At 60.5% G+C, this 14,367-nt stretch carries 12 protein-coding genes, 2 tRNA genes and 1 pseudogene; 3 read left to right on the plus strand and 12 right to left on the minus strand.

All coding sequences use genetic code 11. The features are described 5' to 3' along the window. Nucleotides 1-3: 3 nt before the first annotated feature. The 4 genes from JLC71_RS07350 to JLC71_RS07365 all read right to left on the minus strand — a co-directional run bounded on the left by JLC71_RS07350 (nt 4) and on the right by JLC71_RS07365 (nt 3,414). Nucleotides 4-369 (minus strand): DnaJ family domain-containing protein, encoded by a 366-nt coding sequence (locus tag JLC71_RS07350; protein WP_200918095.1) that lies wholly within the window; start codon nt 367-369, stop codon nt 4-6. A gap of 9 nt (nt 370-378) precedes the next feature. Then, nucleotides 379-1,902: a 4-hydroxy-3-polyprenylbenzoate decarboxylase gene (ubiD, locus tag JLC71_RS07355; RefSeq protein ID WP_200918096.1), complete on the minus strand. Its 1,524-nt coding sequence runs from the start codon at nt 1,900-1,902 to the stop codon at nt 379-381. Between the two features lie 88 nt (nt 1,903-1,990). Then, nucleotides 1,991-2,893 (minus strand): D-hexose-6-phosphate mutarotase, encoded by a 903-nt coding sequence (locus JLC71_RS07360; protein WP_200918097.1) that lies wholly within the window; start codon nt 2,891-2,893, stop codon nt 1,991-1,993. A gap of 101 nt (nt 2,894-2,994) precedes the next feature. After that, the gene (locus JLC71_RS07365) at nt 2,995-3,414 is read right to left on the minus strand and encodes a MaoC family dehydratase (RefSeq protein ID WP_200918098.1); all 420 of its coding nucleotides are present in this window, start codon (nt 3,412-3,414) and stop codon (nt 2,995-2,997) included. Between the two features lie 59 nt (nt 3,415-3,473). Between JLC71_RS07365 and JLC71_RS16435 the strand changes: the two are divergent. Next, nucleotides 3,474-4,202: pseudogene (locus JLC71_RS16435) on the plus strand (electron transfer flavoprotein subunit beta/FixA family protein); the annotation flags it as partial. Nucleotides 4,203-4,361: 159 nt separating this feature from the next. After that, nucleotides 4,362-5,192 (plus strand): electron transfer flavoprotein subunit alpha/FixB family protein, encoded by an 831-nt coding sequence (locus tag JLC71_RS16440; protein ID WP_374757625.1) that lies wholly within the window; start codon nt 4,362-4,364, stop codon nt 5,190-5,192. On the opposite strand, the gene JLC71_RS07375 is transcribed toward JLC71_RS16440, so the two are convergent. Next, nucleotides 5,165-5,974: a dienelactone hydrolase family protein gene (locus JLC71_RS07375; protein ID WP_200918100.1), complete on the minus strand. Its 810-nt coding sequence runs from the start codon at nt 5,972-5,974 to the stop codon at nt 5,165-5,167. The two genes, JLC71_RS16440 and JLC71_RS07375, sit on opposite strands and share 28 nt — an antisense overlap. 241 nt (nt 5,975-6,215) lie before the next feature. On the opposite strand from JLC71_RS07375, the gene JLC71_RS07380 reads away from it, so the two are divergent. Beyond that, a complete protein-coding gene (locus JLC71_RS07380; protein ID WP_200918101.1) occupies nt 6,216-7,004 on the plus strand; it encodes an enoyl-CoA hydratase-related protein in 789 nt (262 codons plus the stop codon). 96 nt (nt 7,005-7,100) lie between these two features. On the opposite strand, the gene JLC71_RS07385 is transcribed toward JLC71_RS07380, so the two are convergent. The 7 genes from JLC71_RS07385 to clpP all read right to left on the minus strand — a co-directional run bounded on the left by JLC71_RS07385 (nt 7,101) and on the right by clpP (nt 14,295). Then, nucleotides 7,101-8,942 (minus strand): peptidylprolyl isomerase, encoded by a 1,842-nt coding sequence (locus tag JLC71_RS07385; RefSeq protein WP_200918102.1) that lies wholly within the window; start codon nt 8,940-8,942, stop codon nt 7,101-7,103. A gap of 149 nt (nt 8,943-9,091) precedes the next feature. Further along, nucleotides 9,092-9,168 (minus strand) — tRNA-Asp (locus JLC71_RS07390). Nucleotides 9,169-9,253: 85 nt separating this feature from the next. Further along, nucleotides 9,254-9,330 (minus strand) — tRNA-Val (locus JLC71_RS07395). Nucleotides 9,331-9,368: 38 nt separating this feature from the next. Next, nucleotides 9,369-9,641 (minus strand): HU family DNA-binding protein, encoded by a 273-nt coding sequence (locus tag JLC71_RS07400; protein ID WP_200918292.1) that lies wholly within the window; start codon nt 9,639-9,641, stop codon nt 9,369-9,371. An 86-nt stretch (nt 9,642-9,727) separates the two neighbouring features. Next, nucleotides 9,728-12,157, minus strand: coding sequence for an endopeptidase La (lon, locus tag JLC71_RS07405; RefSeq protein ID WP_200918103.1), 2,430 nt, complete (start codon nt 12,155-12,157; stop codon nt 9,728-9,730). A gap of 122 nt (nt 12,158-12,279) precedes the next feature. Next, the gene (gene clpX, locus JLC71_RS07410; protein WP_200918104.1) at nt 12,280-13,563 is read right to left on the minus strand and encodes an ATP-dependent protease ATP-binding subunit ClpX; all 1,284 of its coding nucleotides are present in this window, start codon (nt 13,561-13,563) and stop codon (nt 12,280-12,282) included. 105 nt (nt 13,564-13,668) lie between these two features. Continuing rightward, nucleotides 13,669-14,295, minus strand: coding sequence for an ATP-dependent Clp endopeptidase proteolytic subunit ClpP (clpP, locus tag JLC71_RS07415; protein ID WP_203536981.1), 627 nt, complete (start codon nt 14,293-14,295; stop codon nt 13,669-13,671). Nucleotides 14,296-14,367 lie beyond the last annotated feature (72 nt).

A 14,367-nucleotide genomic window follows, 5' to 3' on the forward strand; every position in this document is an offset into this window, starting at 1 on the left:
TCCTCAGTGGCGCGCCAGATGCCGGGCGAGCCGGGTCGCATAGTCGGTAGGCACGACCAGCTGGCGTGATCCGGTTTCGGCCAGCAGCAGGTTAAGCCGGCCCAGCCGGTCGGCCAATACGGCCTTTTGCGCATCGTCGGTGATGTCCGCCAGTTGCAATGCCAACTCGACGGCTTCCTTGTGCATTTCCAGCTCGGGTGGCAGGTAGCCGGCGTTTTTCAGCACCCGATAGGCGATGCGCTGGTGCTCGGGCACCAATGGATCAATGTCGTCGGGCAGCGGCTGGCCGGCGCCGGGCAGATTGTCGAATTCGCCCGCATCACGCGCCTGCGCAATGCGCCTTTCGGCCAGTTCGCTCAAAAACCACATCGCCCGCTCCTAGAGACCGAGGTCGGCCCAGATCGCGTCGACACGGGCGACGACGTCGGGCTGACGTGCTATCACCCTGCCCCATTCGCGACTGGTTTCGCCGGGCCATTTATTGGTCGCATCCAGCCCCATCTTGCCGCCGAGGCCGGAGACCGGCGAGGCGAAATCGAGATAGTCGATCGGGGTGTTCTCGACCAGTACCGTGTCGCGCACCGGGTCCATGCGCGTGGTGATCGCCCAGATCACTTCCTTCCAGTCGCGGGTGTCGACATCGTCATCGACGACGACGATGTACTTGGTGTACATGAACTGGCGCAGGAAGGACCAGACGCCGAACAGCACCCGCTTGGCATGGCCCGGGTACTGCTTCTTGATCGAGACGATCGCCATCCGGTAGCTGCAGCCTTCGGCCGGCAGGTAGAAGTCGACGATTTCGGGAAACTGCTTCTGCAGGATGGGCACGAACACTTCGTTCAGCGCCACGCCGAGCATCGCCGGCTCGTCCGGCGGCTTGCCGGTGTAGGTGCTGTGGTAGATCGGATTGTCGCGCAGCGTGATGCGGTCGATCGTAAACACCGGGAACCAGTCCTGCTCGTTGTAGTAGCCGGTGTGGTCGCCGTACGGGCCTTCGAGCGCGTGCAGATAGCCGCCGATTTCCTTCACCGGCACGCCATGCTCGGACACGCCTTCGAAACCCGACGCACACGGCTTGATCGCACCTTCCAAAACGATCTCGGCGCGCGCCGGCACTTGCAGATCACTGCCGATACAGCGGGTCAGCTCGGTCTTGCTGCCGCGCAACAGCCCGGCGAACTGGTACTCGGACAGCGTATCGGGCACCGGCGTCACCGCGCCGAGGATCGTCGCCGGATCGCAGCCGAGCACCACGGCAATCGGGAAATCCGTGCCGGGATGCTGCGTGGCGTGCTCGCGAAAATCCAGCGCGCCGCCGCGGTGCGCCAGCCAGCGCATGATCACCTGATTTTTGCCGATGACCTGCTGGCGGTAGATGCCGAGGTTCTGGCGGCGCTTGGCAGGCCCGCGCGTGACCACCAGTCCCCAGGTAATCAGCGGCGCGACGTCGCCGGGCCAGCAATGCTGCACCGGAATTAGGCCGAGATCGACATCCGGGCCTTCGATCACGTTCTGCTGGCAGGCACCCTTACGCACTTCCTTCGGCGCCATGCTCAATACTTGCTTGAGCAGCGGCAGCTTGTCCCACGCATCGCGGAAACCCTTAGGCGGCTCGGGCTCTTTCAAATAGGCCAACGTCTTGCCGATCTCGCGCAGCGCATCGACTTCCTGCGCGCCCATGCCGAGCGCCACGCGACGCGGTGTGCCGAACAGGTTACCGAGCACCGGCATGGTGTAACCGGGAACATTCTCGAACAGGATGGCCGGGCCTTGCGCGCGCAGGGTGCGATCGCAGACTTCGGTCATTTCCAGATGCGGCGAGACGGGAACGGCAACGCGGCGGGCCTCGCCGATGGCTTCAAGCTGGGACAGGAAATCCCGCAGGTCGTGATATTTCATTGCGGCACGGCCAGAAAACAAAGGGGTATTGAACCATAAAACGACAACGCCCGGCTTGGCCGGGCGCTGCTTGCGGGCGGGCTGCGGTTTACTGCACCGACAGGCTCATCGTCTTGCGATAGGTCGCGCCCGGCGCCAGTTCAATCGCGTTGTCGAACACGTCGCCGCGCTCGAGGCAGACGAAGGTCGACCAGGCATCGCCAACATCGGCCATATTGACGGCATGCTCGGCCCACGGATTCCAGACCACGGCACTTTGGGTGCTGCTGTCGATGCGTATCGTGCGCTGCGGGGTGGCGATCGTCTGCACGGCCGGCACGTTGACGTAAACGCGATCGGTTGGCTCGGCAAGCTGCAAGGTGCCGACCTGCGAGTTGCGGGTATTGGCGCCGCCGACGGTATTGATGAAGGTCGTGCCATCGAGGCCGTCGATCCTCGCGGTCGTTACATCGCTGACGGCAAAGTAGGTATGGAAAGCCTGACTGAAGCTCACCGGCTTGGCGCCACGGTGCTCGAAGCGCAAATCGAGCGTCAGCACATGCCCCACCGTCACGATCAGCGTGGCACGGAAATCATCACCCCACAGCGATTGCGAAAGCTCATTCGGTGTCAGCACCAGCGTGACGCTGCTGCTGTCGTCATCCAGCACCTCCGCACCGGCGATCTGCCAGTTACTGATCCGGGCGAAACCATGCGCCGGCTTGCCGCCGGGATGGCCGCCAAACCACGGCAGGCACAGCGGAATGCCGCCGCGAATCGCCTTGCCCTCGGTGAACACCGCTTTCGGCGACAGCCACAACACGTTCTCGCCGCCCGTCGGCACGAACGACACCAGATGCGCGCCCTGCAAAGCGATCAATGCCTTGCCTTGGGCGTTCTCGATCGCCAACAACGGTAAACCACCTTCGCCACCGTAAAGTGTTGAGGACTGAACGATGGACACCCCGGCCACATCGGCCAGACGCGAATCGAAAGCGGAAAGCGAAGTCATGGTGTCATCCTGAGCAAAATGCCGATTTTAGACCAAAGCGCAGCCTCCCGGCCGCTTTGCCCCCGCCTGCACAAAGCAGGCCAAATGTGCTGACGCGGCACTTAAGTTGAACGTCGTGGCACCCAGACCAGTGCCTCGCCGTCGAGCACCGTCTCGCCGCGTACCGAACACACCGTTGTCAGCCGCGCCCGCTGTTTGTCGGGAAACAGCTCGCTCACGCTCGCCGTTGCGGTCACGGTATCGCCAATTTTCACCGGCTTGAGAAAACGCAGGTTCTGCGACAGGTAAATCACGCCCGGCCCCGGCATACGGGTGCCGATCACCGTCGACACCAAAGCGGCGGTCAGCATGCCGTGAATGATGCGCCCGCCAAAGCGCGTCTCGCGGGCGAACTCGTCATCGATGTGCATCGGATTGTTATCGCCGGATAGACCGGCGAACAACACCACATCGGTTTCGGTCATCGTCTTGCGGTATTCGCCCGAGAGGCCGATTACCAGATCTTCATAGCCGTAATTCATGCGCAGCCCCGAGCGTTCGTTAGAATTGAGTCAACGTATGCATACTCTGTGACAACACGATGTTCAAGGTTCTGGTTCCGGTCAAGCGCGTAGTCGACTACGCCATCCGTGTTGCGCCACGTGACGATGGTCGTGATGCCGAGCTCGCCGGCGTGCGCATGGCGATGAACCCGTTCGACGCCATCGCGCTCGAGGAAGCCGTGCGGCTCCGGGAAACCGGCCGCGTCGGCGAGATCGTCGCGGTCAGCATCGGCCCGGTCGAGGTCGAAGAAACCCTCAGGCAGGCGCTCGCGCTCGGCGCCGACCGGGCCTTGCGGATCGACACGCCGACCGCGCCCGAGCCCTTGCAGGTGGCCCGGCTGCTGGCGACGCTGGCGCGCAGCGAACAGGTCGACCTGCTGCTGCTTGGCAAGCAGGCGATTGACGACGACGCCAATCAGGTCGCGCAAATGTGCGCTGGCCTGCTCGATTGGCCGCAGGCGTGCTTTGCCTCCAGGATCAGCATCGACGAGCCTTGTTGCCAGGTTGACCGTGAAGTCGACGGTGGCATCGAAACGGTCGCGTTCGCGCTACCGGCGGTGATCAGCGCCGACCTGCGGCTCAATACACCGCGTTACGTGAAGTTGCCGGCGCTGATGGCCGCCAAGCGCAAACCGGTCGAACAGCTGTCGCCGGCCGCGCTCGGCATCAGCGTGGCCACGCTGACGCGGCGCCTGTCAGTGGCACATCCACCGGCGCGCGCAGCCGGCGTGCCTGTCGGCTCGGCGCAGGAATGCCTCGCCGCGCTGATTGAGCGTGGCGGCCTTGGCAGCGGCAATGTGGCAAAGGCACTCCGCCCCGTGCCATTCGTCGCAAACGCACGCGCGCTGGTGATCGCGCTCGGCGCGCAGCCCGGTGAAATCCCCGGCCTGATCGCCGCCGCGGCACAGCTGGCCGGGCACATCGACGTGATCGATGACGGCAGTACGCCCGAGACAGCCTTCGCCGGCGCAACGCGCAGGCGGGTCTGCGCGACGCCGCCCGCCGATGTCATCACGCTGGCCGCGTGGCTGGCCACCGAAGCCAGCGGCTACGACGACGTGCTGGCCGCGGCCGATAGCAACGGCAAGGATTGGCTGCCGCGTGCTGCCGCGCTCGCCGGCGTGCAGGCCTTCAGCGACGTGATCGGCTTCAGTGCCGCCGACATCCTGCAAAGAGCCATTTACGCCGGTGACCTGATCGAAACCGTGCAAAGCCACCAGCCACGGCTGTGGGCTACGGTGCGTACAGCGGCATTTGCATCACTGGCGGGGGATCTGCCCGCTCGTGATCTCCTGCACGCACCCAGCACCGCCAGCGTGCCGGGAATACGCGTTCTGGGGCGCCAGGCGCAGGGAGGGCTGTCGCTCAAGGATGCCCGTGCGCTGGTGGCCGGCGGCCGGGCGCTGGCATCGGCCGACAACTTCATCGCCGTACTGCAACCGCTGGCCGAACGGCTCGGCGGTGTGCTGGCGGCCTCACGCGCCGCGGTCGATGCCGGCTACGCGCCCAACAGCTGGCAGGTCGGTCAAACCGGGCAAATTGTCGCACCCGAGGTGTATGTCGCGGTGGGCATTTCCGGCGCGGCACAGCATGTGGCCGGCATGCGCGACAGCAGCTTGATCATCGCCATCAATACCGATCCGGATGCGCCGATGATGCGGCTGGCCGATATCGCCTGGCAGGCGGATCTGTTCGACGCTGTACCGGCGCTGTGCGCGGCGCTGGACGGTTATTGCAGCCGCAATACCGGGTTGTAGTCGTTCCGGCTCGGCTTGAACCGGTCTGGATCCATCCAGCGACCGATCCACTTGAACGTGCGCCGGTAAGCATCGTCGGTTGCCGTCTGGTTCGGCGCAATGGTGACGCCGTACACCGGATCGACCGCGGCCGGAACGTCCTTGCGCACACGCACGCCGCTGCCGGGTATATCGAAATCGTGATAGGTGTCCGGATAGGTCACCAGATGAAAGGTATCGTTACCGGCCTTCTCGGCCAGCCTCTGGCACGCCTGGGCCGGCGTCCAGTCATCGGCCTCGCCGATCAGGATCAAGGTCGGAACCGCCGGCGTGTAACGGCTCCGGCGTGCCAGGCTTTCGCACCCCGGATAGAAAGCCACAGCGGCCTTGATCCCGGGTTTCTCGCGTCCCACCAGATTGAGCAAGACGGTCGCGCCGTTGGACCAACCCAGCGCACCGACACGGTTGGCGTCGATCTCGCGCCGCATCTTGAGCCAGTTGATGGCACGTTGCGCATCGTCGACCCGCTGCGCCACATTCACGCGCCGCTCGCTGGCCGGTACAGTACATTGCTCCCGCAGCCCCCTGCTACCGAAACTGTCGAGCAACAGCACGCCATAGCCCAGCTCCTGCAGCAGGCTCGCCATCCGCGCATGCCGGGCCGTGAGCACGCCGGGTCTGCTCCACAAGCCACCGCAGCCATGCAGCAACAGCATTGCCGGCGCGCGCTGGGCGCCGTTGGGCGGGGAAAAATACTCGCCGGAGAGCATCGCACCGTTCGTGCCGGAAAAAGAAACCGGCATCGCCGAAACCGGCTGCGCGGCGCAGAACAATAGGCCCCACAACAACAGGGATTTGAAAACGTCACACACTGAAATGAGTAATCCCGAATCTTGCTGATCGAAGCCCGCAACCGGCCCCGAAAATCGTGGAAATGTAGCACAGCACCGCCGCGCGCCCAAGCTGCTGGCATTCCTGACAGGCGTGAACTAAATCAGATGGGATGCTGGTAGCATGCCCGCTACAGTCAACCCTGAGCCGATCATGAGTGACACGCTGAGCTACCAACTTGCGGAAAATGGTGTTGCAACGGTGACGTTGCACGATGACGGAACGCAAACCGTTAACGAAATTCTCATTACCGAGTTAACCGCGTGTCTGACCGCGCTGTCACACAACCCGCAGCTCCGTGCCGTGGTGCTCCGGGCGAAAGGGGACGACTTCTGTACCGGCCAGGATCCGCACTGGCATGCACGCATGCTCGATCACGATCAGGATCGCCATTTCGACGAGGCGCTGGAGCTGGCGCGGCTACTGCAACTGGTCGACCGCATGCCGGTGCCCACCATCGCCAGCGTGCACGGCCAGGCCATCGGCATCGGCGTCGGCCTGATCGCTTGTTGTGACCTTGTCGTGGCCCACTGCGACAGCCAGTTTTCCGTCCCCGATGTGCGTACCGGACTGGTGCCGGCCATGATCGGCCCCTATCTGCTCACCCAGATCGGCGTCAGTGCCGCACGGCGCTATCTGCTGACCGGCGAGACGTTCAGCGCCGAAACCGCCCGCACCATCGGCCTCGTGCACGAAACCGGCGCGAACGGTGCAGAGATCGGCGAATGGATCGCCCATTGGCTCACCGCAATCCTGCAAAACGGCCCGCATGCGCTACTTACCGCCAAGCGTCTGATCGCCTCGGTGGCGCACCGTCCGGCTGATGACGCAATGATCTCGGATCTGGCGCACCGCATCGCCCATTTGCACCGCCATCCGGAAGCCAAGGAAGGCATCAATGCCCAGCTTGAATCCCGATCACCGCACTGGCAGCAGCGCTAAAGCTCATTAACTAGCCTGCTGGCGATATCGTTAAACAGCGCCTGTGTACAGACGTAAAAAAACGGCGGGAAATCCCGCCGTTTTCGTTGCCGCCATTTACTGCGCCGGCTTGGCCTGCATCGCCTTGCTGTACTCAACCTTGGCAGACTTGCGCAAGCTGTCGATATAGCTGGCGATCTCCACCTGTCCATAGGTCTGGGCGAGGCCGTCGCGCATGCGCTGCAGCATTTGCGCGTCAAGCTGCGGTGCGGGCGTGGATTTCTCGACCCGATACAGCACATAACCCTGTCCCGGCACCGCGCTGCCCACGTAGGCCGGCAGTTTGTCAGCCGGCGCACGGAACACGGCATTCAGCGTTTGCGCATCGATACCGCGCTGCTCGCCACGGTTAAGCTCGCCCGCCGGCTGCCATTCACCCGCTACAGCCTCACCTTTCTGCAGAGCGGCCAGCTTTTTGGCTCCGTCTTCCAACGCCAGCTTCAGCGCCTTCTCCTGCTTGAGCTTGGCGCTCAGGTCGGCGGCTACGGTCGCCAACGGCGGTACTTCAGCCGGCTTGTGCTCGATCACACGTGCCGACACCACAGTGCCCGGAGCAACTTCGATCGCCTCGGTATTGTGCTTGCCCTTGAGCACGTCGTCACTGAACACCGCTTCAGCCAGCTTGGGGTTATTCAGTTGCGCGTCTTTCGCGCCCTTGCGGGTCACCCAGTCGCTCTGCTGGACTTGCAACTTGAACTGGTCGGCAGCCGGTTGCAGGCTGCTGCCCTGCTGGTAAACGACCTCGTTGAATTTCTCCAGCTGGTTCTGGAACGCGGCCTGTGCCTTTTGCTGGCGCAGCTTTTGTTCGATTTCCGGCTTCAATTCCGCCAGTGTACGGCTGCGCACATCTTCAAGCTTGATCACATGAAAGCCGAAATCGCTCTGCACCAGATCGCTGAGCTGGCCCTTGTCGAGCTTGAACACGGCATCATCAAACGGCTTGACCATGGCGCCCCGGGCAAACCAGCCCAGCTCACCACCCTGTTGAGCCGAACCCGGATCCTGTGAATACTGTTTGGCCAACTCAGCAAAGCGCGCCGGGTTGGCGCGTACTTCCTTGAGTACTTCTGCAGCCTTGGCCTTGGCGGCCGCGCGCTGCTCGGCGCTCGCATCCTTGGCGACCGTAATCAGGATGTGTGCGGCCCGACGCTCTTCCTTGGCCAGATCTGCCTTATGTTCGTCGAAGTACTGCTGCACATCGCTGTCGCTGACGGTCTGCGCTTTGGCAATGTCATCCTGCGAGAACACCACATAGGCCAGACGCACCATTTCCGGAGTCTTGAACTCGTCCTGATGCTTGTCGTAGTACTGTTTGAGTTCGGCCTCGCTCACGCTGACCTGGCCCAGATAAGCATCCGGCTTGAGCAGCGACACCGAGACCGTGCGCTTCTCGCCAAGCAGCTTGGCCATGCGATCCATCGCGCGTTGCGATTGGAAATTGCCCGACACGAACGCCGACAACAACTGACGCAAGGCGATGTCATCGCGCACGCGCAGCTCGAACTGCGCCACGGTCATCTGCTGGGCAGCCAGCATTTCCTCATAGCGCTTGGGGCTGAACTGGCCGTTCTCCTGGAATGCCGGAATCGCCATGATCGCCTTCTGCATTTCTGCATCGGTCGCGACAAAGTTTTGCTTGGCGGCCGCTTGCAACAGCAGCTTCTGGCGAATCAACTGTTCAACGACCATCGGCTTCATGTCATTGGAGACTGCCTGGCCGTTGGTGGCTAGCGCCACGTCACGTTCAGTGATTTCACTGCCGCCGACCTTGGCGTAAAAATCGTTGCCGTCCTGCATCGCACTAAGACCGGTAACCCCGACGCTGACAACCAGCCCCAAGGCAACCAACCCAAGTACGACCTGAACAGCCGTTTTGTTCTTCTGGACAAGATCAAACATGAATACGCAACTCCGCGGAGAATTCGCGTCGTATGATGCCAGAACCGGCTAAAACTGTCTCGAATGGGAGCGCCGGCGTAGCTTCGACGCGGCAAAAGCAGAAAAGAAAAAAGCCAAGCTTTCGCTTGGCTTGGCTTTTCTCTCAAATCTGGCGGAGCGGACGGGACTCGAACCCGCGACCCCCGGCGTGACAGGCCGGTATTCTAACCAACTGAACTACCGCTCCAGAAGAGAAAGCTATTGTATAGTGTTTTAGAAATTTTGCAAGAAGTTTTTTGCTTTATTTTCTGACCACCAACTTTCGCTTTATTTGGTGGGTAGTAGTGGATTCGAACCACCGACCCCCTGCGTGTGAAGCAGGTGCTCTAACCAACTGAGCTAACCACCCAACCGATTCGTCACCGCTTCAGCGGCAACGAAAGAACATCATTGTACGGCATCTTTCAGCGACTTACCAGCCCTAAATTTCGGCTGTTTCGCTGCGGCGATTTCGATCGTTTCGCCGGTACGCGGATTGCGGCCGCTACGTGCTTCACGTTCTGCAACGTAGAAGGTGCCGAAGCCTACCAGCGTTACTTCGTCGCCAGCTTGCAGAGCCTTGGTAACGGCTTCGATAGCCGCGTCGAGCGATTTGCCGGCAGCAGCCTTGGACAGGCCTGCGGATTCAGCGATAGCGTCGATCAGTTCAGATTTATTCACTCTTACGTCCCCTTTCATTCTGGTTGGTTAGGTCCGGCAAGCCGATTGCTAGAGAGTTTATAGCAAGCGGCAAAAAAGCGTGTCAACTAGTGTTTCGTCTGATGCGGGGGGGGAGCCTCCCCCTCCGGGACGGTACCCTGATTGACAATTTTACTTGTACTTTCAGTAGTTTGCTCAATGGCAACAGGGTGTTTTTCCAGTGCAAAACCCAGTACTTGATCAAACCATTTCACAGGATGAATAACAAGGCCACGCTTTACATTGTCAGGAATTTCAGACAAGTCTTTCACGTTTCCTTCTGGAATCAATACCTGTTTGATACCCCCACGATGGGCGGCCAACAACTTTTCCTTAAGACCGCCGATCGGCAAAACTTCACCCCGCAGGGTAATTTCGCCAGTCATTGCCACATCGCAACGCACTGGAATATCAGTCAATACCGAGACCAGCGCGGTTGCAAGTGCAATGCCTGCGCTCGGACCATCTTTGGGTGTTGCGCCTTCGGGAAGATGGACGTGGATGTCCTTTTTCTCAAAGGCATCTGCAGCAATACCGAGCCGTTCGGCCCGGCTGCGAACAACCGAGCGGGCAGCCTCGATCGACTCTTTCATCACGTCGCCCAGTGTACCGGTGCGGGTGATATTACCCTTACCCGGCATGGTCACGGCTTCGATGGTAAGCAATTCACCGCCGACTTCGGTCCAAGCCAATCCGGTCACCTGACCGATCTGGTTCTTTTGCTCGGCCACACCATATTCGTAGCGCTGCACACCGAGATATTTTTCCAGCGTCTTTGGCGTCACCAGTATTTTCTTGGCCTGCGGCTTGAGCATCAGGTTCTTGACCACCTTGCGGCAGATCTTGGCGATCTCGCGATCAAGCGAGCGCACCCCGGCTTCGCGCGTGTAATAACGGACGATATCGCGTACGGCGGACTCGGAAATATCCAGCTCGCCTTCGACCACGCCGTTGTTCTTGGTCTGTTTTGGTACCAAGTATTTCAGTGCGATATTGACCTTTTCGTCCTCGGTGTAACCCGACAAGCGAATCACTTCCATCCGGTCAAGCAGCGCCGGCGGAATATTCAGTGTATTCGCAGTCGCAACGAACATCACATCGGACAGATCGTAATCGACCTCGAGATAATGATCACTGAAGGCATGATTTTGCTCAGGATCAAGCACTTCGAGCAAGGCCGACGATGGATCACCGCGGAAATCCTGCCCCAGCTTATCGACTTCATCGAGCAGGAACAGCGGATTTTTCACGCCAACCTTGGTCATGCTCTGGACGATTTTTCCCGGCATGGAGCCAATATAGGTACGACGATGCCCGCGGATCTCGGCTTCGTCATGCACGCCGCCCAGCGCCATGCGCACGAACTTGCGACCGGTTGCACGGGCGATGCTCTCGCCCAGCGACGTCTTGCCCACACCCGGCGGACCAACGAGGCACAGAATCGGCGCTTTCAGTTTGTCGACCCGGCTCTGCACCGCGAGATACTCGACGATCCGCTCCTTGACCTTCTCAAGGCCGAAGTGATCGATATCGAGCACTTCCTCGGCGCCAACCAGATCCTTGCTGATCTTGGTTTTTTTCTTCCAGGGCACGCCCAGCAGCGTATCGATGTAGTTGCGTACCACTGCCGCTTCAGCGCTCATGGGCGACATCATCTTGAGCTTTTTGAGTTCGGCCTCGGCCTTCTCGCGCCCTTCCTTGCTCATGCCCGCGAGCTTGATCTTCTTTTCCAACTCGTCCAGATCGGCGTTCTCGTCGAGTTCGCCCAGCTCCTTCTGGATAGCCTTGACCTGTTCGTTGAGATAATACTCGCGCTGGCTCTTCTCCATCTGCCGCTTCACACGGCCGCGGATGCGCTTTTCCACCTGCAGAATATCGAGCTCGTTTTCCAGTTGTTTGAGCAGATGCTCCATCCGCCGGCTGACGTCGGGCATTTCAAGAATGGCTTGCTTTTGTTCGAGCTTGAGCGGCAAGTGCGCGGCAACGGTATCGGCCAGACGACCAGCCGATTCGATACCCGACAATGAGGTCAGGATTTCCGGCGGAATTTTCTTGTTGAGTTTGACGTACTGATCAAACTGGCCAAGCAGCGCGCGGCGCATCGCCTCGACCTCGTGACCTTCGTGTTCATCGCCATCAAACGGTGTGGCTTCGGCATGAAAATAGCCGTCTTCATCGACCAGCGACGTGACCGTGGCGCGTTGTACGCCCTCAACCAGCACCTTTACGGTGCCGTCCGGCAGTTTCAGCAGCTGCAATACGGTCGCGACGGTACCCACCGGGTAGATGTCCGCCAGTACCGGCTCGTCTTTCTGGGCGTTCTTCTGGGCAACCAGCAGGATATGGCGCCCGGCCTCCATGGCCGCCTCAAGCGCCTTGATCGACTTCGGCCGACCGACGAAGAGCGGGATCACCATGTGCGGGAATACAACCACGTCCCTCAACGGCAACATCGGGTACGCAGCGGATTCAGTCTGCGGCACGTGCGACTCGGACATATTGTTTGCCTTGAATGAAATTGCTATGCGTTGTTCGAATAATGTAGTTTGCCCGGCATATTTTCAACGCCGAGCCACACGTCGCTGAAACTATACCGCCCGCACTGTGCGGGCGGCTTTGATCAGGCGACTTCCGGTTGCTCGGGCTCGTCCACGGCCCCGTAAACCAGCTCGGGTGCGGTGCCGCTATTGATCACCGACTCATCGACGACCACCTTGGCTACACCCTCCAGCGCCGGCAGCTCATACATGGTATCGAGCAGCGTGCCTTCCAGAATCGAGCGCAGGCCACGTGCGCCGGTACGGCGCTCCATCGCTTTCTTGGCGATTGCAGCCAGCGCGTCGGTCTCGATATCGAGCTCCACACCTTCCATTTCGAAAAGTGCCTGGTACTGTTTCAAGAGCGCGTTCTTCGGCTCGGTCAGGATGTTGACCAAGGCGGCTTCGTCGAGCTCGTCGAGTGTCGCGATCACCGGCAAACGACCGACAAATTCCGGGATCAAGCCAAAACGCACCAGATCATCGGGTTCGACATCATGCAATACCGTACCCAGCCCCGCCTTCTCGTCCTTGCTGACGACTTCGGCACCGAAGCCGATTCCGCCTTTGGCCGAGCGATTACGGATGATTTTGGCCAAACCTTCGAACGCCCCGCCACAAATGAACAGGATATTGGTGGTATCGACCTGCGGCATCTCGTGGTTCGGATGCTTGCGGCCACCGTGCGGCGGCACCGATGCAATCGTGCCTTCAACCAGCTTGAGCAAGGCCTGCTGCACGCCCTCGCCCGATACATCACGGGTGATAGACGGGTTTTCCGACTTGCGGGCGATCTTGTCGATCTCGTCGATGTAGACGATGCCGCGCTGCGCCTTTTCAACGTCAAAATCGCACTGCGCCAACAGCTTGGCGATGATGTGCTCGACGTCCTCACCCACATAACCGGCTTCGGTCAGCGTGGTCGCATCGGCGATCACGAACGGCACATCCAGCAACTTGGCCAGCGTTTGCGCCAGCAAGGTCTTGCCCGAACCGGTCGGGCCGATCAGCAGGATGTTCGACTTGGCGAGCTCGACACCATTGGCCGACTTGCTGCCCTTGGTCGAGAGTCGCTTGAAATGGTTGTAGACCGCGACGGCAAGAATCTTCTTGGCGCGTTCCTGGCCGATGACGTACTGATCCAGCGTGCCGCGGATTTCGGTTGGCACTGGCAGTTTTTTGCCATCGCCACTGACCGCTTCGACACCGGGCAGTTGCGATGCTTCATCCTTGAGGATGTCGGTGCACAGCTCGATGCATTCGTTGCAGATAAACACCTGCGGGCCGGCGATCAATTTCTTGACCTCGTGCTGGCTCTTGCCGCAGAACGAGCAGTACAGCAGTTTTTCGTTGGATTTGTCGGTCATTGTCCCCCCTCCTTGAGGTTACGCTTCGGGGTGGATACGCGCAGGTAATCGGGAGATAACCCGGCGCCAGGGCGCCGGGCGAGCATACATCGTTCAGACGAGCGTTTAGGCAAGCGCCTGGCGCGACACCAGCACATCGTCGATCAGGCCATAGGCCTTGGCTTCAACCGAACTCATGAAATTATCACGATCGGTATCACGTTCGATGGTTTCGATCGGCTGACCCGTGTGCTTGGCCAGCATTTCGTTCAAGGAACGCTTGGTTTTCAGCAACTCGCGCGCATGGATCTCGATATCCGATGCTTGCCCGGCCAGACCACCAATCAGTGGCTGGTGGATCATGATGCGTGCATTCGGCAATGCGAAGCGCTTGCCTTCAGCGCCGGCAGCCAGCAGGAACGCACCCATCGAGGCAGCCAGACCGTTGCACAAGGTCGAGACCTTGGGCTTGATGAACTGCATCGTATCGTAAATCGCCAGGCCGGCCGTCACCGAGCCACCGGGCGAATTGATATAGAAGTGGATGTCTTTGTCCGGATTTTCGCTTTCCAGGAACAGAAGCTGCGCCACGATCACATTGGCGGTGGCATCGTTCACCGGCCCCACCAGAAAGATCACCCGCTCGCGCAACAGCCGCGAGTAGATATCATAAGCGCGCTCACCACGACCGCTTTGTTCGATCACCATCGGCACGTAGCCGAGGCCTTGCGGGTCAAATTCCGATCGTTGCATGATCACCTCAAGTGAGTGGGATTGTTTTCATCGCTACAAGACGACAACGGCCGGCCGGTTGCGGCCGGCGTG

It is taken from the genome of Jeongeupia sp. HS-3 (genome assembly GCF_015140455.1).
Classification (GTDB): Bacteria; Pseudomonadota; Gammaproteobacteria; order Burkholderiales; family Chitinibacteraceae; genus Jeongeupia.